Origin of the sequence: Stenotrophomonas sp. LMG 10879 (genome assembly GCF_002750935.1) — a bacterium.
Classification (GTDB): domain Bacteria; phylum Pseudomonadota; class Gammaproteobacteria; order Xanthomonadales; family Xanthomonadaceae; genus Stenotrophomonas; species Stenotrophomonas lactitubi_B.
In genome coordinates, this window is sequence record NZ_PEJT01000001.1 from 79,791 (window position 1) to 101,759 (window position 21,969).

At 67.7% G+C, this 21,969-nt stretch carries 20 protein-coding genes; 10 read left to right on the forward strand and 10 right to left on the reverse strand.

The genetic code is table 11. The annotated features are described in order from the left end of the window. Window positions 1-32 precede the first annotated feature (32 nt). The gene (serA, locus tag CR919_RS00330; protein ID WP_099818329.1) at window positions 33-1,274 is read right to left on the reverse strand and encodes a phosphoglycerate dehydrogenase; all 1,242 of its coding nucleotides are present in this window, start codon (window positions 1,272-1,274) and stop codon (window positions 33-35) included. A 169-nt stretch (window positions 1,275-1,443) separates the two neighbouring features. On the opposite strand from serA, the gene CR919_RS00335 reads away from it, so the two are divergent. The 3 genes from CR919_RS00335 (at window position 1,444) to CR919_RS00345 (ending at window position 5,062) form a co-directional block, all read left to right on the forward strand. Beyond that, entirely contained in the window at window positions 1,444-2,832 is a 1,389-nt protein-coding gene (locus CR919_RS00335; protein WP_099818330.1) for an FAD-binding oxidoreductase, read from the forward strand. Between the two features lie 63 nt (window positions 2,833-2,895). After that, entirely contained in the window at window positions 2,896-3,195 is a 300-nt protein-coding gene (locus CR919_RS00340) for a DUF2388 domain-containing protein (protein ID WP_099818331.1), read from the forward strand. Between the two features lie 100 nt (window positions 3,196-3,295). After that, complete coding sequence (locus tag CR919_RS00345) at window positions 3,296-5,062, forward strand: DUF4105 domain-containing protein (protein ID WP_243379766.1); 1,767 nt, start codon at window positions 3,296-3,298, stop codon at window positions 5,060-5,062. Here the strand turns inward: CR919_RS00345 and CR919_RS00350 are convergent. Both CR919_RS00350 and CR919_RS00355 read right to left on the reverse strand, forming a co-directional pair. Beyond that, entirely contained in the window at window positions 5,040-6,107 is a 1,068-nt protein-coding gene (locus CR919_RS00350; RefSeq protein WP_099818332.1) for an ATP-binding protein, read from the reverse strand. The two genes, CR919_RS00345 and CR919_RS00350, sit on opposite strands and share 23 nt — an antisense overlap. After that, window positions 6,107-6,823, reverse strand: a complete 717-nt coding sequence (locus CR919_RS00355; protein WP_099818333.1) for a response regulator — start codon at window positions 6,821-6,823, stop codon at window positions 6,107-6,109. Before CR919_RS00355 ends, CR919_RS00350 begins: the two co-directional genes overlap by 1 nt. A 130-nt stretch (window positions 6,824-6,953) precedes the next feature. Here CR919_RS00355 and CR919_RS00360 point away from each other — a divergent pair, with 130 nt between their 5' ends. The 4 genes from CR919_RS00360 (at window position 6,954) to CR919_RS00375 (ending at window position 12,443) form a co-directional block, all read left to right on the forward strand. Continuing rightward, on the forward strand, window positions 6,954-8,102 hold the full coding sequence (locus CR919_RS00360) for an efflux RND transporter periplasmic adaptor subunit (protein ID WP_099818334.1): 1,149 nt from the start codon (window positions 6,954-6,956) through the stop codon (window positions 8,100-8,102). A gap of 21 nt (window positions 8,103-8,123) precedes the next feature. Continuing rightward, a complete protein-coding gene (locus CR919_RS00365) occupies window positions 8,124-11,288 on the forward strand; it encodes a multidrug efflux RND transporter permease subunit (RefSeq protein ID WP_099818335.1) in 3,165 nt (1,054 codons plus the stop codon). Next, complete coding sequence (locus CR919_RS00370) at window positions 11,269-11,661, forward strand: nuclear transport factor 2 family protein (RefSeq protein ID WP_099818336.1); 393 nt, start codon at window positions 11,269-11,271, stop codon at window positions 11,659-11,661. Before CR919_RS00365 ends, CR919_RS00370 begins: the two co-directional genes overlap by 20 nt. A gap of 83 nt (window positions 11,662-11,744) precedes the next feature. Next, the gene (locus tag CR919_RS00375) at window positions 11,745-12,443 is read left to right on the forward strand and encodes an MliC family protein (RefSeq protein ID WP_099818337.1); all 699 of its coding nucleotides are present in this window, start codon (window positions 11,745-11,747) and stop codon (window positions 12,441-12,443) included. Window positions 12,444-12,493: 50 nt separating this feature from the next. Here the strand turns inward: CR919_RS00375 and CR919_RS00380 are convergent, their stop codons facing one another. The 7 genes from CR919_RS00380 to CR919_RS00410 form a co-directional block, all read right to left on the reverse strand. Continuing rightward, entirely contained in the window at window positions 12,494-13,042 is a 549-nt protein-coding gene (locus tag CR919_RS00380) for a hypothetical protein (RefSeq protein WP_099818758.1), read from the reverse strand. Next, complete coding sequence (gene yeiP / locus CR919_RS00385; RefSeq protein WP_099818338.1) at window positions 13,032-13,598, reverse strand: elongation factor P-like protein YeiP; 567 nt, start codon at window positions 13,596-13,598, stop codon at window positions 13,032-13,034. Before yeiP ends, CR919_RS00380 begins: the two co-directional genes overlap by 11 nt. Before the next feature lie 49 nt (window positions 13,599-13,647). Continuing rightward, window positions 13,648-14,418, reverse strand: a complete 771-nt coding sequence (locus CR919_RS00390) for an SDR family NAD(P)-dependent oxidoreductase (RefSeq protein ID WP_099818339.1) — start codon at window positions 14,416-14,418, stop codon at window positions 13,648-13,650. 79 nt (window positions 14,419-14,497) lie between these two features. Further along, window positions 14,498-17,071 (reverse strand): EAL domain-containing protein, encoded by a 2,574-nt coding sequence (locus tag CR919_RS00395; RefSeq protein ID WP_099818340.1) that lies wholly within the window; start codon window positions 17,069-17,071, stop codon window positions 14,498-14,500. Next, the gene (locus CR919_RS00400; protein ID WP_099818341.1) at window positions 17,068-17,961 is read right to left on the reverse strand and encodes a hydroxymethylglutaryl-CoA lyase; all 894 of its coding nucleotides are present in this window, start codon (window positions 17,959-17,961) and stop codon (window positions 17,068-17,070) included. Before CR919_RS00400 ends, CR919_RS00395 begins: the two co-directional genes overlap by 4 nt. Window positions 17,962-18,130: 169 nt before the next feature. Then, window positions 18,131-18,517: a VOC family protein gene (locus CR919_RS00405; protein ID WP_099818342.1), complete on the reverse strand. Its 387-nt coding sequence runs from the start codon at window positions 18,515-18,517 to the stop codon at window positions 18,131-18,133. A 1-nt stretch (window position 18,518) separates the two neighbouring features. Further along, entirely contained in the window at window positions 18,519-19,307 is a 789-nt protein-coding gene (locus CR919_RS00410; protein ID WP_099818343.1) for an enoyl-CoA hydratase-related protein, read from the reverse strand. A 119-nt stretch (window positions 19,308-19,426) separates the two neighbouring features. On the opposite strand from CR919_RS00410, the gene CR919_RS00415 reads away from it, so the two are divergent. From CR919_RS00415 to CR919_RS00425, 3 genes are read left to right on the forward strand one after another with little or no spacing between them, the layout of a single operon-like run. Continuing rightward, window positions 19,427-19,681, forward strand: coding sequence for a FeoA family protein (locus tag CR919_RS00415; protein WP_099818344.1), 255 nt, complete (start codon window positions 19,427-19,429; stop codon window positions 19,679-19,681). Continuing rightward, window positions 19,678-21,540 carry a ferrous iron transport protein B gene (gene feoB / locus CR919_RS00420; protein WP_099818345.1) on the forward strand — a complete coding sequence of 621 codons (1,863 nt, stop codon included), beginning with the start codon at window positions 19,678-19,680 and terminating at the stop codon, window positions 21,538-21,540. The genes CR919_RS00415 and feoB overlap by 4 nt, the downstream gene beginning before the upstream one ends. Further along, window positions 21,540-21,794, forward strand: a complete 255-nt coding sequence (locus CR919_RS00425) for a DUF6587 family protein (RefSeq protein WP_099818346.1) — start codon at window positions 21,540-21,542, stop codon at window positions 21,792-21,794. Before feoB ends, CR919_RS00425 begins: the two co-directional genes overlap by 1 nt. The last annotated feature ends 175 nt before the right edge of the window (window positions 21,795-21,969 follow it).

The following is a 21,969-nucleotide window of genomic DNA, read 5'->3' on the forward strand; positions in this document are numbered from 1 at the left end:
TGCATTCCGCCGGGCATGGCCCGGCGCCGCCATCAATACAGAATGCGCGTGCGCAACGTGCCCGGAATCGCCGCCAGTTCGTCACGCACCGCGCTGGCCTGTTCCTCGCTGGCGGTGATGTCGATCACCACGTAACCCACCTTCGGGTCGGTGCGCAGGAACTGGCCGTCGATGTTGACGTTGTGCCGCGAGAAGATCTCGTTGACCTTGGACAGCACGCCCGGCACGTTCTGGTGGATGTGCAGCAGGCGCAGGCTGTCGGCGTGCTCGGGCAGGGTCACTTCCGGGAAGTTGACCGCCGACAGGGTGCTGCCGTTGTCGCTGTAGCGCACCAGCTTGGCGGCCACTTCGATGCCGATGTTGTCCTGCGCTTCCAGCGTGCTGCCGCCGACGTGCGGGGTCAGGATCACGTTGTCGTGGCGGGTCAGCGGCGATTCGAAGACATCGCCGTTGCCCTTCGGCTCGACCGGGAACACATCCAGTGCAGCGCCACCGATGTGGCCGCTGGCCAGTGCAGCATCCAGCGCATCGATGTCGACCACGGTGCCACGCGCGGCGTTGATCAGGTGCGCGCCGCGGCGCATCTTTGCCAGCTCGGTGCTGCCGATCATCCACTGCGTGGATGGCGTCTCCGGTACGTGCAGGGTCACGATGTCGGCACGCGCCAGCAGGTCGTCCAGGCTGGCCGCCGCCCGGGTATTGCCCAGCGAAAGCTTGGTTTCCACATCGTGGAAGATCACCTGCATGCCCAGCGATTCGGCCAGTACGCCCACCTGGGTGCCGATATGCCCGTAGCCGATGATGCCCAGCACCTTGCCGCGCACCTCATGGCTGCCGCTGGCCGACTTCGACCAGCCGCCGCGATGGCACTCGGCGTTCTTCTGCGGAATGCCACGGGTCAACATGATCGCTTCGGCGATCACCAGCTCGGCGACGCTGCGGGTGTTGGAGTAGGGCGCGTTGAATACCGGTATGCCGGCCAGCTCGGCCGCATCCAGGTCGACCTGGTTGGTGCCGATGCAGAAGCAGCCGACCGCAATCAGGCGCTTGGCCTCGGCCAGCACCTCGGCGCTGAGCTGGGTGCGCGAACGGATGCCGACGATGTGCGCCTCGGCGATGCGCGCCTTCAGCTCGTCCTCGGGCAGTGCCTTGGTGTGCGCTTCGATCTGGCTGTAGCCGGCGGCGCTGAACACCTCCACGGCGGTCTGGCTGACCCCCTCCAACAACAGTACGCGGATATCCTGCTTCGGGAACGAGGTCTTCTTCGGCGACATGGGGCGGCACGGCCAGTGGGACAGGGGCTGACCACTATGCCAGATCGCAACGCCCATGGTGCAGTGCGCAATTGGTTGCAACTGCAGCTATCGAAGGCGCTGCGGGGCTGGACGCTGGGCCCCGCCGCTGGCACGCTTGCCCGTTCTTCACGCCCCGCGCTGGACCGTCATGACCGATTCCCGCATCGCCTCGTTGCAGCAGGCCTGTCCCGGCCTGAAGCTGAAGACCGACCCTGCCGACCTGGAGCATTACGGTCGCGACTGGACCCGGCGCTGGACGCCGGCGCCCTTGGTGATCGCGTTGCCGGCCACGGTGGAAGAAGTGCAGGCAGTGATGCGCTGGAGCGCGGCCGAAGGCGTGGCGGTGGTTCCGTCCGGTGGTCGCACCGGCCTGTCCGGCGGCGCGGTGGCGGCCCATGGCGAGCTGGTGCTGAGCCTGGAGCGGATGAACAAGGCGCTGGAGTACGACGCCGTCGACCGTACCCTGGTGGTGCAGGCCGGCATGCCGCTGGAGGCGCTGCACAACGCCGCGCTGGAGCACGGCCTGATCTACCCGGTGGATTTCGCCGCGCGCGGTTCCTGTTCGATCGGCGGCAACATCGCCACCAATGCCGGTGGCATCCGGGTGATCCGCTACGGCAATACCCGTGAATGGATCGCCGGACTGAAGGTGGTCACTGCCACGGGCGAACTGCTCGAGCTCAACAAAGGCCTAATCAAGAACTCGAGCGGCTACGATTTTCGCCAGTTGCTGATCGGCTCGGAGGGCACCCTGGGCGTGATCGTCGAGGCCACGGTGAAACTCACCGATCCGCCGCCGGCCAGCAACGTGATGCTGCTGGCGCTGCCCAGCTTCGACGTGCTGATGCAGGTGTTCGCCGCGTTCCGCGCGCGACTGCAGCTGCAGGCCTTCGAATTCTTCACCGACCGTGCGCTGGAGCACGTGCTGTCCCACGGCGCGCAGGCACCGTTCGATGAAGTACATCCCTATTACGTGGTGACCGAATTCGCTGCCGGTGACGAAGCGCAGGAAGCGGCGGCAATGGCCGCCTTCGAAGACTGCATGGGCAATGGCTGGGTCAGCGACGGGGTGATCAGTGCCAGCGATGCGCAGGCGGCGCAGCTGTGGCGCCTGCGCGAGGGCATCACCGAGGCGCTGGCGCGCTACAAGCCCTACAAGAACGATGTCTCGGTGCGGATCTCGTCGATGCCGGCGTTCCTGGCCGAGACCCAGGCGCTGATCGGCGACGCCTACCCGCATTTCGACGTGGTCTGGTTCGGCCATATCGGTGACGGCAACCTGCACATCAATGTGCTCAAGCCGGATGACACCAGCGATGCCGACTTCGTGACCCAGTGCGAGCACGTGACCAAGCTGCTGGCGCAGGTGCTGGCGCGCTTCAATGGCAGCATTTCGGCCGAGCACGGTATCGGCTTGGTCAAGAAGGGCTACCTGGACAGCACCCGTGGCCCGGCCGAGATCGGGCTGATGAAGGCGGTCAAGCGCGCGTTCGATCCCGAAGGGCGGCTGAATCCCGGCAAATTGTTCGACCTTTGACACGGGCAAAGACTTCACCCAGCCGTTACGCTCCACCCACCCAAATCAACGAACTTCCTGACCATGATCCGTCCGCTCCTGCTGGTTGCCCTGTTGTCCCTGCCGCTGGCCGGCTTCGCTTCGAGCTTTGCCGGCACCTCGGCCGGGTCGGCGACGGGCGCCTCTTCGGGTTCCTCGGGCAGCAGCTCGGGCGATGACAAGGTGGTGCTGGCCGCACGCGATGATGCGGCGGCTTTTGTCGCCAGCGATGGCCAGATCCGTGGTGCACGCCTGCAGGCGGCGCTGGTGCACCTGCGCGAGCAGGATGCAGCTGCGCAGCAGCAGAGCGACCTGCAGCTGGCGCGCGCGCTTCTGGCGCGTTGATCCGGGCAACATGACCTCCGCGTCATCGCTTGCTGTAGAGCCGAGCCATGCTCGGCTGAATGCCAAGCGCAGACGGACGATCACAGCTGCCACGCATGGCGTGGCTCTACTGCTGGCCGCTCAGGTCGCGCACGCGGCTGATCGCCTGCAGCTCGACCCGGCCGGTCTCGATCCGGCACAGCAGCAGCTCGCCAGCCAGACCCTCGCCGATGTGCAGTCACTGCTGCCGGAAGGCCTCCTGGCTGCATTGCCGGCGCAGGTGCAGGTGCGCTGGAGCGATGACCTGCCGGCCGATGTGCATGGCCGTGCCTTCGCCGGGCGCATCGCGCTGCGCCGCGACCTGCTGGATGACGATGTGGCCGGTGCCCGTCGCGCCCGCCGCAGCGCGCTGGTGCACGAACTGACCCATGTTGCTGACCGCAACAGTACGCACTGGTCGCGCAGCGCCCGCTGGCGCGACCTTGCCGGTTGGCAGCGCAAGCCGTGGCATCTGGGCCGCGGTGACAATGCCTTCCGCGACCGCAGCCCCGATGCCTACGAGCTGACCGACCCGGCCGAGTACCTGGCGGTGAACGCCGAACACTTCGTGCTGGATGCAGAGTTCGCGTGCCGCCGCCCGGCACTGGCGCAGTGGTATCAGGCGCACTTCGGTACGCCGCCATCGTTGCCTGCGCCGCACTGCGCTGGCACCGTTCCACTGCTGCAGGCCGATGCGGAAGAGGGCGCGGCGTCGCTGCTGCAGCTTGACCCGTCGCGTGTGTACGCCGTGGACTATCTGTTCGCCGAAGGCAGTGCGCAGCCGATGAGCCGCTGGGGCCACAGCATGCTGCGGCTGGTGATCTGCCGTCCCGGCCGCGCACCGGGACCGGACTGCAGGCTGGACCTGGAGCATCACCGGGTGCTGTCCTTCCGCGCCTTCGTCGACGATGTGCAGATTTCCAACTGGCGCGGCCTGACCGGTGGTTATCCTTCGCGCCTGTTCGTGCTGCCGCTGCAGCAGGTGGTGGACGAGTACACCAAGGTCGAACTGCGCGGACTGGCCTCGCTGCCGCTGCAGCTGGACCGCAGCGAGATCGCCAGCCTGCTCGAGCGTACTGCACAGGTGCACTGGAGCTATGACGGCCGCTATTACTTCGTCAGCAACAACTGCGCGGTGGAGACGGCAAAGCTGCTGCAGGCAGGTGTTCCGCGTCTGGGCGAAGCCGGCCTGGCGCAGCTCAGCCCGCGCGGGTTGCGGCGGCGGTTGGCGCGGCTGCATGCCCTGGACGAGCAGGTGCTGGCCGATTCCGCGCAGGCCCAGGCGCAGGGCTACTACTTTGCGTCTGCGCGCGACCACTACCAGCAGTTGTTTTCGGTTGCCGCCGCGCAGATGGCATTGCCGGCGCGCGATGTGCGCGCATGGCTGGCGCTGCCGGCGCAACAGCGGGCGCCGTGGTTGCTGCGCGGTGATGTGCGCGCCAGTGCCGGCCTGCTGCTGTTGGAACAGGCGGCGCAGCGGCGCGCGGAACTGCGCGCACGCGACGCATTGAAGCGGCGGTTGCTGGCTGACCCGGACAGCAGCGCCACCCGTTCACTGCGCGCGTTGCTGGAACAGAGCGGGCAGTGGTTGCGGCCCGGCCAATTGCTGGCCGACGCCGGCTACGGCCTGCCGCAGGCGGAAGAACAGGCAGAGGTGGCACGCGCAGTGGCCATCGCCAGCGCACAGGCCATACCCGCCTGGCAGGCACTGCGCGTGCAGCTGCGCGCGCAGTTGCCGCCACCGCAGCGACGTGAGCTGGATGACATCGACAACAATCTGGCAACGTTGGGCGCGCGCGTGCGTGAGCAGGCCGCCGAAGTGCCGCCTACTGGCGCGGCAGCTCGATGACGAAACGACTGCCGCCGGCCGTGCCCGGGGTGCAGTAGACCTGGCCGCCGTGTGCATCGGCGATGGCCTTGACCACCGCAAGGCCGAGACCACTGCCACCGCCCAGGCGCGATCGTGAACCGTCGCCGCGCATGAACGGATTGAAGATGTCCGCATGCAGGGCCGGATTGATACCCGGGCCTTCGTCCTCGATCGCCACCTGCACATGGGCCACGGTGTCATGCACGGCGATGCGTACCTTGCCCGGGTTGGCATAGCGGCGCGCGTTCTCCAGCAAGGCCAGCAACGCCTGCCGCAACCGCGTCGGATCGCAATGGGCGGGGTGCTCCTCGCGGCTGGTCTCCAGCTCCAGCACGAAGCCGGCACTGCGGAAAGCGGGATCGACCAGGGTCATCACCGAATGCACTTCGGCCACCACATCGGTGCGGGCGCGGCGCACATCAAGGCGGGCATTGTCGGCCAGGCTCAGCACCCGCAGGTCCTCGATCAGCCGTGACAGGCCCTCGACCTGCGCCAGCAGACTGCGGAACTGCGACTCATCGGGCTGGAACACGCCTTCGGCCAGGCCCTGCAGGCGCCCGCGCAGGATCGTCACCGGCGTGCGCAGTTCGTGGGCGATGGCCGCGTGCCACATCACCCGTTCGCTTTCCATGTGCTGCAGGCGGCGCGCCATCGCGTTGAAGTCGTCCACCAGCGCTGCGACCTCACCGGGGGAGTTGGCCTCGGCCGTGGCGCGCGCGCCGAGATCGCCGCCAGCCAGTGCGCGCACGCTGTCCACCAGTGAATTGAGCGGCGACAGGATGCGATGGGCCAGGCGGAACGAAGCGGCGATCGCCAGCGCCAGGCCGGTCAGGATCACCCCGACCATCCACGCCAGCTCCGGTCCCGTCGGCAGCCAGCCTTCCGGCTCTTCGGCGCTGGCCGGGAAGAATTCGATCAGCACGGCATACAGCAGCCACGAAGAGAGGATCACCATCACGATGACGCCGACGACCATCAGCGACATCGAGACGATGATGTGCCGGCTGAGCCCGGAGCGCCGCATCAGCGGTCGGCCATCAGTCGGTAGCCGACACCGCGCACGCTGGCCGGAATCTGGGTGAGGCCCACTTCGTCCAGTTTGCGCCGCAGCTTGCTGACATGGCTGTCCACGGTGCGTTCCAGTGCTTCGCTTTCCGGCAGGCATTCGTGCATCAGCTCGCTGCGGCTGAAGATCCGTGACGGCGCCAAAGCCATGCAATGCAGCAGCTTGAACTCGGTCAGGGTCAGCAGCAGCTCGTGGCTGTAGCCGTCGCCTTCCACATGCACCGCGTGGGTGGCGGTGTCGATCAGCAACGGGCCGACGCGCAGGGCAGTGGGCGCATCCGCCCGCGCACTGCGCAGCGTACGCCGCAGTACTGCACGCACGCGTGCTGCCACCTCTGCCGGGTTGAACGGCTTGACCACATAGTCATCGGCACCCATCCGCAGCGCGGTCAGCTTGTCCAGATCCTGGTCCAGCGCGGTCAGCATGATGACCGGCGTTTCGCCGCGCTGGCGCAGCTGGGTCAGCACGCTCCAGCCATCCAGCCGCGGCAGCTGCACGTCCAGCAGTACAAGGTCCGGGCGCATGCTGCGATGCAGGTCCAGGGCAATCTGGCCATCGGCCGCACGCAGGGTGCGCAGGCCCTCGCGTTCAAGGTAGGCGGCAAGGATGTCGGCGATCTCGGCTTCGTCCTCGACGATCAGGACCAGCGCCGCGAGGGCAGGGGAGGCATGCATGGCAAGGCGAGGCCGGAAGGTGCTTGCCCTCCATCGTATCTCCACAGTTCCTCCATCGAAACCCCATCATCGCCACGCACACTGCGCGCTTCATGATTCGTCAGCCGCGCCTGCGGCACTGTGCACAGCAATGAGAACCTTCAGGACTCCGGTCGCGCTGGTCGCGACCTTCGCCTTGGCCATGACGGCCTGCTCCCGCCCCGAACCCAGCGTCGAAGCGGTGCCGCGTGTCAGCGTGGTCACTGTCGGCCCGCAGGTGGTGCAGCGCGATGATGAACTGCCCGGTCGGGTGGCGGCGGTGCGCACCGCGCAGATCCGTGCGCAGGTCGGCGGCATCGTGCAGCGCCGGATGTTCGAGCAGGGTGCGGAGGTGCATGCCGGGCAGCCGCTGTTCCAGATCGACCCGGCGGCATTCCGCGCCGACGTCGATTCGGCGCTGGCGGCCCTGCAGCGCAGCGAGGCCGCCCTCGGCCGCAGCCGTGTGCAGTCACAGCGGCTGCAGGCGCTGGCCGCTGCGCAGGCGGTCAGCCAGCAGCACCGCGATGATGCCAGCGCCGAGCACGAGCAGGCCCGCGCAGCGGTCAACGAGGCACGCGCGATCCTGGCGCGACGCCAGCTCGACCTGCGCTACGCGACGGTCAGTGCACCGATCGATGGCCGCATCGACCAGGCATTGGTGACCGAAGGCGCGCTGGTTGGCGTCGCCGATGCCGAGCCGATGGCGGTGGTGCAGCAGATCGATCAGGTCTACGTGGACGTGCGCCAGCCGGCATCGCAGCTGCAGTCCCTGCGGCGTGGCGCGGTGGACGGCGAGCTGCCGGTGACGATCATCGGCGCGGCGGGTTCGCCGCTGCCCGAGCGCGGCCGGTTGTTGTTCTCCGGTGTCAACGTCGATGCACGCACCGGCGATGTGATCCTGCGCATCCTGGTCGACAACCCTGAGCGGCAGCTGTTGCCGGGCATGTATGTGCGTGCCCGGGTGCCACGCGGTGCGCCGGCCAGCGCGCTGCTGCTGCCACAGCAGGCGGTGCTGCGCAGCGCCGGTGGCCAGGCGTATGCCTGGGTCATCGCCGCCGATGGCAAAGCAGTGATCCGCACACTGGAGGTGGACGGCAGCGTCAACCGGCAATGGCTGGTGCGGCATGGCCTGAAGGCGGGCGAGAAGGTCGTGGTGGAAGGCCAGGAGCGCCTGCAGGAAGGCGTGCTGGTCGACCCGCGCGACTGGCAGGTCCCCGTTGCCAGTGCCAGTGCAACGCCTACACCCGCAAGCCAGGGCTGAGCCCTTCCAGGAACCCACGACATGGCTCGTTTCTTCATCGATCGCCCGGTATTTGCCTGGGTGCTGGCGATCTTCGTCATCCTGGCCGGCGTGCTGGCCATTCCGCGGCTGGCGGTCGAGCGCTATCCGGCGGTCGCGCCGCCCAGCGTCAGCATCTATGCCAGCTATCCCGGCGCCAGCCCGCAGACGTTGAATGACGCGGTGGTCGGCCTGATCGAGCGCGAGCTGTCCAGCGTCAAGCATCTGCTGTACTTCGAATCGTCGGTGGACACCTCCGGCGAAGCGTCGATCACCGCCACCTTCAAGCCCGGCACCGATCCCGAGCTGGCACAGGTGGACGTGCAGAACCGGATCAAGGCGATCGAGCCGCGCCTGCCACGCAGCGTGCGCCAGAACGGCCTGTTCGTGGAGGCTGCCGACTCGGGGTTCCTGATGCTGGTGGGCCTGCGCTCACCCGATGGCAGTGTCAGCGAAGCGGCGCTGGGCGATTTCATGGCGCGCAACATCATCGAAGAGCTGCGGCGCATCGACGGCGTCGGCCGCGTGCAGTTGTTCGGTGCCGAACAGGCGATGCGGATCTGGCTGGATCCGACCCGGCTGACCGGCTACGGCCTGACCATGGTCGATGTGGCCAGCGCGATCGAGCAGCAGAACCTGGAGATCTCGCCGGGTCGCATCGGCGATTCGCCCGGCGTTCCCGGCCAGCGCATCACCGTGCCCTTGAGTGCCGAAGGCCAGCTGTCCACGCCCGAGCAGTTTGCAGCGATTGTGCTGCGCGCCGGTGCCGATGGTTCGCGGGTGTTGGTGGGTGACGTCGCCCGGGTCGAACTGGGTGCGCAGAGCTATGCCTGGGGCACGCGCGAAGATGGCTACCCGGCGACGGCGGCCGGTGTGCAGCTGCGCCCCGGTGCGAATGCGGTGCGTACCGCCACGGCTGTGCGCGAGCGCATGGCCGCCCTGCAGCCGCTGCTGCCGCAGGGCGTTGAATCCAGCATTCCGTTCGATACCGCGCCCTTCGTCAAGGTCTCGATCCAGAAGGTGCTGCAGACCCTGGTCGAGGCGATGCTGTTGGTCTTCGCAGTGATGTACCTGTTCCTGCAGAACTGGCGCTACACGCTGATCCCCGCCCTGGTCGCGCCGATCGCGTTGCTGGGCACCTTCGCGGTGATGCTGGCGCTGGGCTTCTCGATCAACGTATTGACCATGTTCGGCATGGTGCTGGCGATCGGCATCATTGTTGACGATGCGATCGTGGTGGTCGAGGGCGTGGAGCGGATCATGGCCGAAGAAGGCCTGCCGCCGCGGGAGGCCACGATCAAGGCGATGCGTGAGCTGACCGGTGCGGTGATCGGCATCACCCTGGTGCTGACGGCGGTGTTCATCCCGATGGCGTTGGCCAGTGGCTCGGTCGGTGCGATCTACCGCCAGTTCAGCGTGGCGATGTCGGTGTCGATCCTGTTCTCGGCACTGCTGGCGCTGAGCCTGACCCCGGCGCTCTGCGCGACGCTGCTGCGCCAGGGCACGCGTGGCCACCATGGCCGCGGCGGTGTGTTCGGTGCGTTCAACCGTGGCTTCGAGCGGATGACCGGGCGTTACCAGCAGGGCGTGGCGGCGGTCCTTCGGCGCAGTGGCCGGGTGATGGGCCTGTTCGCTGCCTTGCTGGTGGCACTGCTGATCGGCCTGCATTGGTTGCCGGGCGCGTTCCTGCCGGAAGAGGACCAGGGCTATTTCATGACCTCCATCCAGCTGCCGGCCGAAGCAACCGCCGAACGCACGCTGGCGGTGGTCGAGGCCTACGAACAGCATGTCGCCTCGCGGCCTGCGATCGCCTCCAACCAGGCAATCCTCGGCTACAGTTTCTCCGGCTCGGGCCCGAGCGCGGCGTTGACCTACACCATGTTGAAGGACTGGGGTGAGCGCGGCGGCAGCACCGCAGCGGATGAGGTGAAGGCCGCGCAGCAGGCCATGGCGACGGTGCCGGAAGGCGAGGTGATGAGCGTGATGCCGCCGGCCATCGACAGCCTTGGTCGTTCCTCCGGCTTCTCGTTGGCACTGCAGGCGCGTACCGGCCAGGGCCAGGCCGAGCTGCGCGCCGCCCTGCAGCAGCTGTTGAAACTGGCGGAAGCCAGTCCGTTGCTGGCGGAGGTGCATGCCGATGGGCTGCCTGCGGGCAGCAACGTGCGGCTGGACATCGATCGCGCCAAGGCCGAAGCGATGGGCGTTGCATTCACCGATATCAGTGCAACGCTGTCGGCGGCGATGGGCTCGCAGTACGTCAACGATTTTCCCAATCGCGGGCGCATGCAGCAGGTCATCGTGCAGGCCGATGCCCCACACCGGATGGAGCTGGAGGACGTGCTGAAGCTGTATGTCCGCAACAGCGAAGGCGGCATGGTGGCGCTGTCCGAGCTGGTCAGCCCGCAGTGGACCGAGGCGCCGCTGCAACTGCAGCGTTACCTGGGGTTCCCGGCATTGAACCTGTCCGGCGCACCCGCCAGCGGCGTGTCCACCGGCCAGGCCATGATCGAGATGGAGCGCCTTGCACAGCAGCTGCCCGCGGGCTTTGCCCTGCAGTGGACCAGCCAGTCGCTGCAGGAGCGCGAGTCCGGTGCGCAGGCGCCGTGGTTGCTGCTGCTGTCGATGCTGGTGGTGTTCCTGGTGCTGGCGGCGCTGTACGAGAGCTGGTCGATTCCGCTGGCGGTGATGCTGGTGGTGCCGTTGGGCCTGCTCGGCGCCGTTGCCGCGGTGCTGCTGCGCGGGATGCCCAATGATGTGTTCTTCAAGGTCGGCATGATCACGGTGATCGGGCTTTCGGCGAAGAACGCGATCCTGATCGTCGAGTTCGCCCGCCAGCTGCAACAGCAGGGGCGCGGCCTGGTCGAGGCCGCCATCGAAGCGGCGCGGCTGCGGCTGCGGCCGATCGTCATGACCTCGCTGGCGTTCGCGCTGGGCGTGGTGCCGCTGATGCTGGCACAAGGTGCTTCAAAGGAAACGCAACAGGCCATCGGTACCGGGGTGTTCGGCGGCATGGTCAGTGCGACCGTGTTGGCCGTGTTCTTCGTGCCGGTGTTCTATGTGGTGGTGCAGGGTGCGCAGCAGTGGCTTGCGCAGCGCCTGCGTCGACGCCGGCCGACGCCGGGAGGACGCGTGGATGGAAAGCAGGTGGATGGAAAACAAGAACCGTGAAGGCCTGTACGACGCGCAGCTGCGCGTGCTGGAGCAGCAGCTGCGCGATGCGTTGCTGGACGGTGACCATGGCGCTGTAGCTGCCCTGCTGTCGCCGGTGTTGTTCATGATGGACGGGCAGGGCGGCCGGATGCTCGACCTGCCCTGGCTGCGGGACTGGCGGCAAGGACGCCTGCAGATTCTTGCGCTGCAGGTGCATGCATTTGAAACGTTGCTGTGTGGACGCCTGGCGTTGTTGTCCGGCGATGTTCAGCTGCATGTGCACTGGCTGGGACGCGAACACGTGCAGCACTTTCGCCTGTTGCGCGTCTGGACAAGCGCTTCCAGTGCCAGCGGCGCGCAGCTGCTGTCGATGGCGGTGCTGACAGGCTGAACACGGTCATGCAGCTTTCAGGCCCCGTTTGCGCGCAGATGGTAGGGTCCAAGGTCTCTGTAGTTTCGACAAGGAGTCGAGCCATGCGTGTAATTCCCAGTCTGTTGGCGGCTTCCCTCGGCCTTGCGCTGAGCGCCTGCCAGCCGGCGCAGACGCCGGCATCCAGTGGCGCAGCCGATGCGGCCGCAACGCCGGCACCGGCACCTGTGGCTGCCGCTGTTGATGGCGGCGGCAACGAAACTCTCTACCGCTGCGGCGACCTCGACGTGCGCGCGACCTTCAACGGCGAAGACGCAGCGACGGTTGTGATCGGCGAGCGCAGTTTCGCGATGTCCTCCGAACGCGCGGCCTCCGGAGCGAAATATGCCGATGGCAAGGGCAACAGCTTCTGGACCCGCGGCAGCGACGAAGCGCTGCTCAGCCTGAAGGGCGAGGCGGACCGTGAGTGTGGTGCGGTGGAAGCGACCGAGGGCGATGGCAGTGCCGGCAACGCCGCGTTCCGTGCCACCGGCAACGAGCCCGGCTGGCTGGCCGTCGTCGACGGTGATGCGCCGGGCCTGCAGGTGGAGGTCGACTACGGCGAGCGCCGCTTCGCGGTCGCCAAGCCGACCGAGGGCGCAGACGGCTGGGTTGGCAAGGCGGCCGATGGCACCGACATCAAGCTGAGCTTCCAGCGCACCACCTGTCAGGACGACATGAGCGGTGAGGCGTTCGAGGCCAAGGCGATGTTGACCGTGGGCACGCGCCAGTACCACGGCTGCGGCAACTTCGGCGCGAAGTAACGCGTGGTTACGCGGATCGGTAGCGCCGGGCCATGCCCGGCGTTGATCGGTCAGTCCTCACAGGGCTTCAAGTCCAGCTCGAACACCAGGTCGTAGCGGCTGTTGATCCCGATCAGCGCCTTGCGGATCGCACAGTCTCCGCGATGGCGCGTGACCAGATCGGTGAAGATCTTCTCGCGACCCTCGCAGTACGTCGCGCTGGCCTCTTCGAGCTCTCGACGGCGCTCGTCGTCGTAGGGCTCTTCGCCGGCGAAATGCTGGCAGGTGTTTTCGCGCGCGAGAAACGCCTGCACGTCGTCGGGCATCTGACAGTAGATGCGTATGTCTTCGATGTCGTACACGTCGTTGGAGACCGCACAGCCAGCGGCGGCACGGACCTGTTCCAGTTCCTCGTAACTCGAGGGCAGACTGGCAGCGGAGGGCTCCTCGGCGGGTTCCTGCAGGGTCGCGGGCGACGCCGCTGCCGGTGCGATGGGAGCCGCCGGATCGACCGCTACGCCCTCTGGCGTGGCACCACCTGCGCCGTTGTCCGCTGCCTGCGGCGAGCACGCCGCAAGCAGGGACAGGCAGGCGATCAGTGCCGCGCGGTTAATCGGCACGGCCGGCAAATTCGCCGGTGGCGGTGCTCACCAGCACACGCTCGCCGTTGACGATGTACTCCGGCACCATGATCTCGATGCCAGTGTTGAGCTTGGCCGGCTTCGGGCGCTTGGTGGCGGTACCGCCCTTCAGTTCCGGCGGCGTCTCGATCACTTCCAGCACCACCGAGGCCGGCAGCTGGATGGCCACCGGCTGCTCGTCGATCACCTGCACGTAGATGCCGGTCAGGCCGTCGGTGATGTAGCCGGCGTCATCGCCGATCACGTCCGCGTCCAGGGTGTAGGGGGTGTAGTCCTCGTCATCGAGGAACACGAATGCATCGCCGTCCTTGTACGAATAGGTGGACTGGCGGCGCAGCAGTTCGACTTCGACCAGGTTGTCGTCGGCATCGAAGCTGGCATCGAGCTTGTTGCCGCCCGGCACGCTGTACATGATGAAGCGGAAGCGGACGTTGCCGCCGCGACCCTGCGGCGAGCTGCGCTCGATGTCGCGGATCTGGTAGACGCCGTTGTTGAACTCGACGACGTTGCCCTTCTTGATGTCGTTGGCTTTCATGATGATGTTGGTCGTTGGGGGAGGGCGCCGTCCCGGCGCCCGGGGGGAATCACTTCGGAGCGAGCCGGGTGGCGCCGTCCAGGCGGATGGTCTCGCCGTTGATATAGGTGTTGCCGAGGATGTGGCCGACCAGGCTGGCGAAGTCTTCCGGCTTGCCCAGGCGCGACGGGAATGGGATCGATGCGGCCAGCGATTCCTGCACGGCCTCGGGCATGCCATCGACCATCGGCGTCCAGAACACGCCCGGCGCGATGGTGTTGACGCGGATGCCGAAGCGCGACAGCTCGCGGGCCATCGGCAGGGTCATTGCCACCACGCCACCCTTGGAGGCGGAGTAGGCGGCCTGGCCGATCTGTCCTTCGTAGGCGGCAACGCTGGCGGTGTTGATGATGACGCCGCGCTCGCCGTCCACCCCGGCCTCGTTGTGCTGCATGCGATTGGCGGCGGCCTTGGCGACGTTGAAGCTGCCGACCAGGTTGACCATCACCGTGCCCTGGAACCCGGCCAGCGGCATCGGGCCTTCCTTGCCCAGCACGCGGCCAGCGCCGAGGATGCCGGCGCAGTTCATGGCGACATTCAGGCCGCCGAGGAAATCGAAGGCCTGGTCGATGGCCGCCGACACGGACGCTTCATCACTGACGTTGACATTGAAATAGCGGGCGTTGTCCTGCCCCAGCTCGGCAACAGCGGCCGCGCCCTTGGCGTCGTTGAGGTCGAACAGGGCGACCTTGCCGCCCTGGGCAACCAGGTGCTGGGCCACGGCCAGGCCGAGGCCGGAGACGCCGCCAGTGATCACGGCACGTACGGAAGATTGCTGCATTGCACGGTCCTGCAGGTTCAAGAACCGCCGATTCTAACGGAAGCGACGGCAGCCGCCGTTGTGCACTGCGCCGCCGGCCTCAGCCCAGTTCGCGGGCGCGGCGCAGGCGACGCTCGAAGTCGGCGGCGGGCAGTCCGTGGGCGAACAGGAAGCCCTGGCCGACGGTCACCCCCAGGTCGAGCAGGCATTGCCGTTGTGGTTCGGTTTCCACACCTTCGGCGACCACGCCCAGGCCGAGGCTGCGGGCAATCGCGCAGACCGCCTCGCAGACCGCCACATCCGAGCGGTTGCGGGGGATGCCCTCGACGAACAGCTGGCTCAGTTTCAGCCCATGGATGGGCAGCCGGCGCAGGTAGTTCAGCGCGCTGTAGCCTTCGCCGAAGTCATCGATGGTCAGCATCACCCCCATCTCGCGCAGGCGGGCGAAAGTTCGTAGGGTGTCCGGCGCATCTTCGATCAGCACCCGCTCGGTGAACTCCAGCTCCAGCACGCTGCCGGGCAGGCCGAACTCGTCCAGCACCTGCCGCACCCAGCGCGCGAGATCCTCGCCGACGAACTGCCGCCAGGACACGTTGACGGCCACCCGTACCAGGCCGAGCCCATCGTCCTGCCATTGCCGTACCTGCCGGCAGGCTTCGCGCAGCGCCCATTGGCCGATGCGCACGATGTCGCCGGTGTGCTCGGCGTGGCGGATGAACAGGTCCGGGCGCATCGGCCCCAGCTGGATGTTGTGCCAGCGCATCAATGCCTCGCAGGCGATGGTGGCGCCGCTGCGCAGGTTGACCTGTGGCTGGTAGACCAGGTGGAACTCGTCGCCATCGAGGGCCTTGTGCAGGCGGCTCTCGATCTGCAGGCGGTCATGCTGGCGCTGTGCCAGTTCCGGGGAAAACACCTGCCAGCCGTTGCGGGTGCGCCGCTTGCACTCGTACATCGCGGTGTCGGCATTCTGGATCAGCTGCTGCGGCCGGTCGCCATCACGCGGTGCACGGGCGATGCCGATGCTGGCGGTGACCGGGAACTCGTCGCTGCCCAGCTGGAACGGCGCAGAGAAGGCCGCGGTGATGCGCTCGGCCAGCTGTTCGGCCTGGTCCGGCTGGTCGCGCAGGTCGCAGATCACCAGGAACTCGTCGCCACCGAAACGGGCGAGCAGGCCTTCGGTGCCGATTGCGGTGGCGATGCGCCGGGTCGCTTCGATCAATAGTTCATCGCCGGCGTTGTGGCCGAGCAGATCGTTGACCACCTTGAAGCGATCCAGGTCGATGTACAGCACCGCCACGCGGTCGTGGCTGGGGCTGTCCATGCGCACGCCGAGGTCGCTCAGCACCGCATCGCGGTTCATGATCCCGGTCAGCGGGTCGGTGCGGGCCTGCACGCGCAGGGTTTCCTCGGCCTGCTTGCGCTCGGTGATGTCCTGCACGGTGCCGGTGATGCGCGCGGCATCGACATCGCCGGCCGAGACCTCGCCGATCATCCGGATCCAGAACGAGTGGCCATCGCGGCGCTGGCCCTGCAGCTCCAGGCCGAAGCTGCTGCGGTGTTCGATGGTGTCGGCCAGCGCCTGCTGCAGGGCGGCGCGGTCGTCGCTGCGCAGGCAGTCCAGCAGGTCCGGCATGTCTTCCATATCTGCCGGCTGGCCGACGATGCGCCGCGCCTCATCGGTGAGGTACAGGCGCTGCAGCCCGCGATCCCACTCCCAGCCGCCGATGTGGGCCAGTGACTGCGCGCGCGCGAACAGGGTGTTGTTGCGCTTCAGTTCGGTGATGTCACTGAACATCGCATACACATGGTCGGCCTGGTCGCAGCCGTTGCCGAACACCGGCACGTTGGTGGTGGACAGCCACAGCATGCGTCCGCGCGGGCGGTGGTAGAGGCCGATGATGGTGCTGCGGATCATCCGCCCGGCCTGGAAGCAGCGGCTGGTCGGCCACTGTGCCTGGGTCAGCGGATGGCCATGTTCGTCGACGATGATCCACGCCTCGGGATCGAGCATCGAATTCAGGCCCACGCCACCACCGGTGAGGCCGAGGATGCGGTGCGCGGCCGGGTTGGCCGACAGCACGCGCAGATCACGGTCGAACAGGATCACGCCCTTGTCGATCGACTCCATCAACAGGCGATAGCGCGACTCGGCGCGCCAGCGCCCGCTCAGGTCGCGGGCGACGGCGACGATGCAGGGCTGGCCACGGTCCTGGAAGCCGGCCGAATGCACCTCGACCGGAAAGCGACTGCCGTCGCCGCGCATGTTGGTCACTTCGATGACGTAGGTGTCGCCGCGGTTCAGCGCCTCCCACACCGGTTGCAGATGGTCGCTGGGCAGGTCCGGGTTGAGCAGTTCGATGGGCTGACCGACGATGTCTTCGCGCCGCCGATCGTAGGCGATGATGCCGGCACGGTTGACGTCCAGCACCACGCCTTCGGCGCTGAGGATGCTGACCGGGTCGGGCACCGCATCGAACAACGCGGCATAGCGGGCCTGGGTATCCAGTTCGCGCTGCTGTGCATCGGCCAACGCCTGCCGCGCCTGGCGCAGCAGCCTGGCCTGGGCAGGCGGTGGCGATGCGGCCAGCGCCGCGTCCAGAGCGGCCAGCGCGTCGTCGGTTGCGGCGGGAGCATCGCCGATGGCCGGTCGGTCGCGCGGGCCGCTGTCGTTCATGTCGCCGCCAGCGCCTGCCCGACGCGGCTGGCGGTGGCGCGGCCGAGCAGCCCCGCCAGCCAACGCCCGGTCTCTGCCAGCGATGGCAGGTCAACACCGCACTCCAGGCCCAGGCCCTGCAGCAGGTACACCACGTCCTCGCTGGCCACGTTGCCGCTGGCGCCCTTCGCGTACGGGCAGCCGCCGGCACCGGACACGGCGCTGTCGACCACGCGCACGCCTTCTTCCAGGCAGGCGGCGATGTTGGCGATGGCCTGGCCATAGGTGTCGTGGAAGTGCACGGCCAATGCGCTCATCGGGATCTCGGCAGCCACCGCCTGCAGCATCGCGCGGGCCTTGCGCGGCGTACCGACGCCGATGGTGTCGCCCAGCGAGATTTCGTAACACCCCATCTGCTGCAGGGCACGGGCGACGCGCACGACGTCGGCCAGCGGCACCTCGCCCTGGTAGGGGCAGCCGAGCACGGTGGAGACGTAGCCACGCACGCGCACGCCGTCGGCGGCTGCACGGCGCAGGATCGGCTCGAAGCGGGCCAGCGATTCATCGATACCGGCGTTGGTATTGGTGCGGTTGAAGGCTTCCGATGCAGCGGTGAACACCGCGACTTCCTGCACGCCGACGGCGCGTGCGCGGTCGTAGCCCTGCTCGTTGGGCACCAGCACCGGATAGGCGATGCCCGAGTGGCGCTGGATGCCGGCATAGACTTCGGCCGCGTCGGCCAGCTGCGGCACCCAGCGCGGGCTGACGAAGCTGGTCGCCTCGATGGTGCGCAGGCCGGTGGCCGACAGGCGATCGATCAGGGCGATCTTGTCGGCGGTGGCCACGGCCTGCTTTTCGTTCTGCAGCCCATCGCGTGGGCCGACCTCGACGATGCGGACGAAATCGCTCATCGCGGCACCCCCGCGGCAGGCGGGACGGGACGGGCAGGGCGGATGGGATCGACTGGGGTCACGGCGGTTCCTGGGAAACGGAGGCGGCCCGGTCTTCGCCAGGCTGCCAGATGAGATACGCAGGCGGGTCGCACGAGCGGCCACGCCTGCGCCTGTTTTGACGGAGGGCCTACCCGGGCAGGTGGCAGACCGCCTCGATGTTGTTGCCGTCCGGATCGATCACGAAGGCGGCGTAATAGTCCGGGTGGTACCACGGGCGCAGGCCGGGGGCGCCGTTGTCGCGGCCCCCTGCGGCCAGGGCGGCGGCGTGGAACGCATCAACCTGGGCCCGTTCGCCGCAGACGAAGGCCACGTGCACGCCCTGGCTGAGGGGTGCCGCATTGCCCAGCCAGAAGAACGGTTTGCCGTGTTTGCCGAAACCCACGTGGTCGTGGGCGCCGGTCTGTTCGGCACTGACCTCCATCACCAGGCCGATCTGCAGCGGCGCCAGCGCCTGCAGGAAGAAGACCTTGCTGCGCGGCAGATCGCCGGTGTTCACACCAATATGGTCCAACATGTCAGGCCTCCGTGACCCAGTGCGGTGCGCGCTTGTCGAGGAAGGCGCCCAGGCCTTCCTGGCCCTCGGCAGACACCCGCAGGCGGGCGATCAGGGCGGCATTGTCACGGTCCAGGCTGTCGCGATCATCGGCGTCGCGCACCTGCCGGACCAGCAGTTTGGCCGAGGCCGAGGCGATCGGCCCGGCCTTGTCGAGCAGGGCCAGCTGCCGCTGCACCGCTTCGTCCAGGCGCTCGGGCTCCACCAGGTGGTGGATCAGGCCGATGCGCAGGGCGGTGTCGGCGTCGAAGTGCTCGCCGGTCGCAAACCAGCGGCGGGCCTGGCGGCTGCCGATGGCCTCGATCACATAGGGCGAGATCACTGCCGGCAACAGGCCCAGACGGCTTTCGGTCAGGCCGAAGCGGGCAGCGCTGGTGGCAATGGCGATATCGCAGCAGGCCACCAGGCCGACACCCCCACCGAAGGCGGCGCCGTGGACACGGGCCAGGGTCGGCTTGGGCAGCTCGTCCAGGGTGCGCATCAGCCGGGCCAACGCCAGGGCGTCCTCGCGGTTGTCCGCCTCGCTGGCCGTGGCCATGCCGCGCATCCACTGCATGTCGGCACCGGCGGAGAAGGAGGCGCCGTGGCCTGCCACCACCACCGTGCGCACCGTGTCATCGCGGCCGGCTGCTTCCAGGGCGGCGGTCAGCCGGGCGATCAGGCCGGCATCGAAGGCGTTGTGCAGCTCCGGCCGGTTCAGCCAGAGGGTCAGGACAGCGCCATTGCGCTCGATCTGCAAAGCATCGTTCATGGGATTCCGGGGTTGCTCCATACCTGTATGGATCATAGCGGGCCATTGGTCATGGGCCATGACGCGACGCGGGAATGTTAGAATCGAGAACCATTTACATCCAGCAGAGAACACGCTAGATGACGCTGTCCGAACTGCCCCTGCACACCTCGGCCGTGGTCGATTCCGTGCAGTACCTGCATGCCAACGATGCCATCGCCCGGCGCCTGCGCGAGCTGGGCTTCGTCAAGGGTGAGGAAGTGCGCCTGGTGGCGCGGGGTCCGGTCGGCGGCGAGCCGCTGCTGGTGCAGGTCGGGTTCACCCGTTTCGCGCTGCGTATCAGTGAGGCCCGGCGCGTGGTCATCGACCCGGCCAGCCAGGAGCGACGCGCATGAGTGCCACCGCAACCGCCGCACCGCTGCGCATCGCGCTGGTCGGCAACCCCAACAGCGGCAAGACCGCTCTGTTCAACCAGCTGACCGGCAGCCGGCAGAAGGTCGCCAACTACACCGGCGTCACCGTCGAGCGCAAGGAGGGCCGCCTGCGTGCGCCGTCCGGCCGCGAATTCGCCGTGCTCGACCTGCCGGGCGCCTACAGCCTGCATCCGGCCAGCCTGGACGAGGCGATCACCCGCGACCTGTGCCGGGGCTTCTACCCGGGTGAGGCCGCGCCGGACGTCCTGTTGTGCGTGATCGACGCCACCAACCTGCGCCTGCACCTGCGTTTCGCGCTGGAACTGCGCGAGCTGGGCCGGCCGATGATCATCGCGCTGAACATGGTTGATGCCGCGCAGCGTCGCGGTATCCAGATCGACGTTGCCGCGCTGGAGCGCGAGATCGGTGTGCCGGTGGTGGAAACCGTGGCGGTGCGCAAGCAGGGCGCGCGTGCGCTGGTGGAACGCCTGGACACGATGGTGCCGCACCTGGATGCGCCGCTGGCCGGTGTTGAAAAGGACGTGGATTACCACGCGCAGGTACGCGCGATCCTGGCCGCCGCCGTGCGCATGCCGGCGCGGACCGCGAAGATCGACGACACGCTGGACCGCTGGCTGCTGCATCCGGTGTTCGGTTTGATCACCCTGGTCGTGGTGATGTTCCTGATCTTCCAGGCGGTGTTCGCCTGGGCGACGCCGCTGATGGATGGCATCGAAGCCGGCTTTGCCTGGCTGGGTGAGCTGGCCGCCAGCGTGCTGCCGGCTGGGCCGCTGACCAGTCTGCTGACCGACGGCATCATCGCCGGCCTGGGGGGCGTGGTGGTGTTCCTGCCGCAGATCCTGATCCTGTTTGCCTTCATCCTGGCACTGGAGGAGTCCGGTTACCTGCCGCGCGCTGCGTTCCTGCTGGACCGCATGATGGCGGCGGCGGGTTTGTCGGGGCGCTCGTTCATTCCTTTGCTGTCCAGCTTCGCCTGTGCGGTGCCGGGCATCATGGCCACCCGCAGCATCCAGGACCCGCGTGACCGCCTGGCCACGATCCTGGTGGCACCGCTGATGACCTGCTCGGCGCGCCTGCCGGTGTATGCGCTGTTGATCGGCGCGTTCATTCCGGCCGGCAGGATCGGCATTTTCAACCAGCAGGGCCTGGTGCTGTTCGGCCTGTACGTGGCCGGCATCCTCAGCGCGCTGGTGATGTCATGGGTGATGAAGAAGTGGCGCCGCGACAAGAGCGAGCACCCGCTGATGCTGGAGCTGCCGTCGTACCGCATTCCGCATCCGCGCGACCTCGCCGTCGGCCTGTACGAGCGCGGCATGATCTTCCTCAAGCGCGTCGGCGGCATCATCCTGGCGCTGACCATCCTGTTGTGGTTCCTGCTGTCGTTCCCGGGCGCGCCCGCCGACGCGACGATGCCGGCCATCGACTACAGCTATGCCGGCCAGATCGGCCACGCGATGACCGCGATCTTCGCGCCGCTGGGCTTCAACTGGCAGATCTGCATCGCGCTGATTCCGGGCCTCGCCGCGCGCGAAGTAGCGGTGTCCTCGCTGGCGACGGTGTACGCGCTGTCGGCTGCCGATGACGATGCGGCGATCTCCGCGCTGTCGCCGGTGGTGGCTGATGGCTGGTCGCTGGCCACCGGTCTGGCCCTGCTGGTGTGGTTCATCTACGCGCCGATGTGCATCTCGACGCTGGCCACCATCAAGCGCGAGACCAACTCGTGGAAGCAGATGGGCTTTGCGGCGTTCTACCTGTTCGCCGCGGCGTACGTGGCTGCCCTGATCACCTACCAGGTGACCGTGGCGCTGGGGGGCGGCTGATGGACGCCGGCCTGCTGATCCAGTACCTGATCATCGCGGTGGCCGTGCTGGTCAGCGCCTGGGTGGTGCTGAAGAAGCAGGCGCCCGGTACCGTGCGCAAACTGCGTGGCGCGCTGGCACTGGCGCTGCTGAAGCCGGGCCGTGCGGTTTGGCTGCAGGCGTTGGGCCGGAAGATCGCGCCGCCGGCCACTGGCGGTGGCGGCGCATGCGGCGGCTGTGACAGTTGCGGGCCGACGCCGCCGAAGCAGCACTGAGGCTGCCTTTCCTGCTTTGGCGGGTGCGAAGCTTGGTTCGCACGCCCTTGATCCTCATCCACGCATGGCGTGGATCTACTCATCTCCTGCGCCGCCCTCCAGCGGCGTCGGAATTGATCATCCACGCATGGCGTGGATCTACGTTGCGGGCCGGGCGAGGCGGGCCGTTCGCCGC

Coding starts and splice junctions, on each gene's coding strand:
- serA (WP_099818329.1), bottom strand. CDS start 1,274: ATGTCGCCGAAGAAGACCTCGTTCCCGAAGCAGGATATCCGCGTACTG.
- CR919_RS00335 (WP_099818330.1), top strand. CDS start 1,444: ATGACCGATTCCCGCATCGCCTCGTTGCAGCAGGCCTGTCCCGGCCTG.
- CR919_RS00340 (WP_099818331.1), top strand. CDS start 2,896: ATGATCCGTCCGCTCCTGCTGGTTGCCCTGTTGTCCCTGCCGCTGGCC.
- CR919_RS00350 (WP_099818332.1), bottom strand. CDS start 6,107: ATGCGGCGCTCCGGGCTCAGCCGGCACATCATCGTCTCGATGTCGCTG.
- CR919_RS00355 (WP_099818333.1), bottom strand. CDS start 6,823: ATGCATGCCTCCCCTGCCCTCGCGGCGCTGGTCCTGATCGTCGAGGAC.
- CR919_RS00360 (WP_099818334.1), top strand. CDS start 6,954: ATGAGAACCTTCAGGACTCCGGTCGCGCTGGTCGCGACCTTCGCCTTG.
- CR919_RS00365 (WP_099818335.1), top strand. CDS start 8,124: ATGGCTCGTTTCTTCATCGATCGCCCGGTATTTGCCTGGGTGCTGGCG.
- CR919_RS00370 (WP_099818336.1), top strand. CDS start 11,269: ATGGAAAACAAGAACCGTGAAGGCCTGTACGACGCGCAGCTGCGCGTG.
- CR919_RS00375 (WP_099818337.1), top strand. CDS start 11,745: ATGCGTGTAATTCCCAGTCTGTTGGCGGCTTCCCTCGGCCTTGCGCTG.
- yeiP (WP_099818338.1), bottom strand. CDS start 13,598: ATGAAAGCCAACGACATCAAGAAGGGCAACGTCGTCGAGTTCAACAAC.
- CR919_RS00390 (WP_099818339.1), bottom strand. CDS start 14,418: ATGCAGCAATCTTCCGTACGTGCCGTGATCACTGGCGGCGTCTCCGGC.
- CR919_RS00395 (WP_099818340.1), bottom strand. CDS start 17,071: ATGAACGACAGCGGCCCGCGCGACCGACCGGCCATCGGCGATGCTCCC.
- CR919_RS00400 (WP_099818341.1), bottom strand. CDS start 17,961: ATGAGCGATTTCGTCCGCATCGTCGAGGTCGGCCCACGCGATGGGCTG.
- CR919_RS00405 (WP_099818342.1), bottom strand. CDS start 18,517: ATGTTGGACCATATTGGTGTGAACACCGGCGATCTGCCGCGCAGCAAG.
- CR919_RS00410 (WP_099818343.1), bottom strand. CDS start 19,307: ATGAACGATGCTTTGCAGATCGAGCGCAATGGCGCTGTCCTGACCCTC.
- CR919_RS00415 (WP_099818344.1), top strand. CDS start 19,427: ATGACGCTGTCCGAACTGCCCCTGCACACCTCGGCCGTGGTCGATTCC.
- feoB (WP_099818345.1), top strand. CDS start 19,678: ATGAGTGCCACCGCAACCGCCGCACCGCTGCGCATCGCGCTGGTCGGC.
- CR919_RS00425 (WP_099818346.1), top strand. CDS start 21,540: ATGGACGCCGGCCTGCTGATCCAGTACCTGATCATCGCGGTGGCCGTG.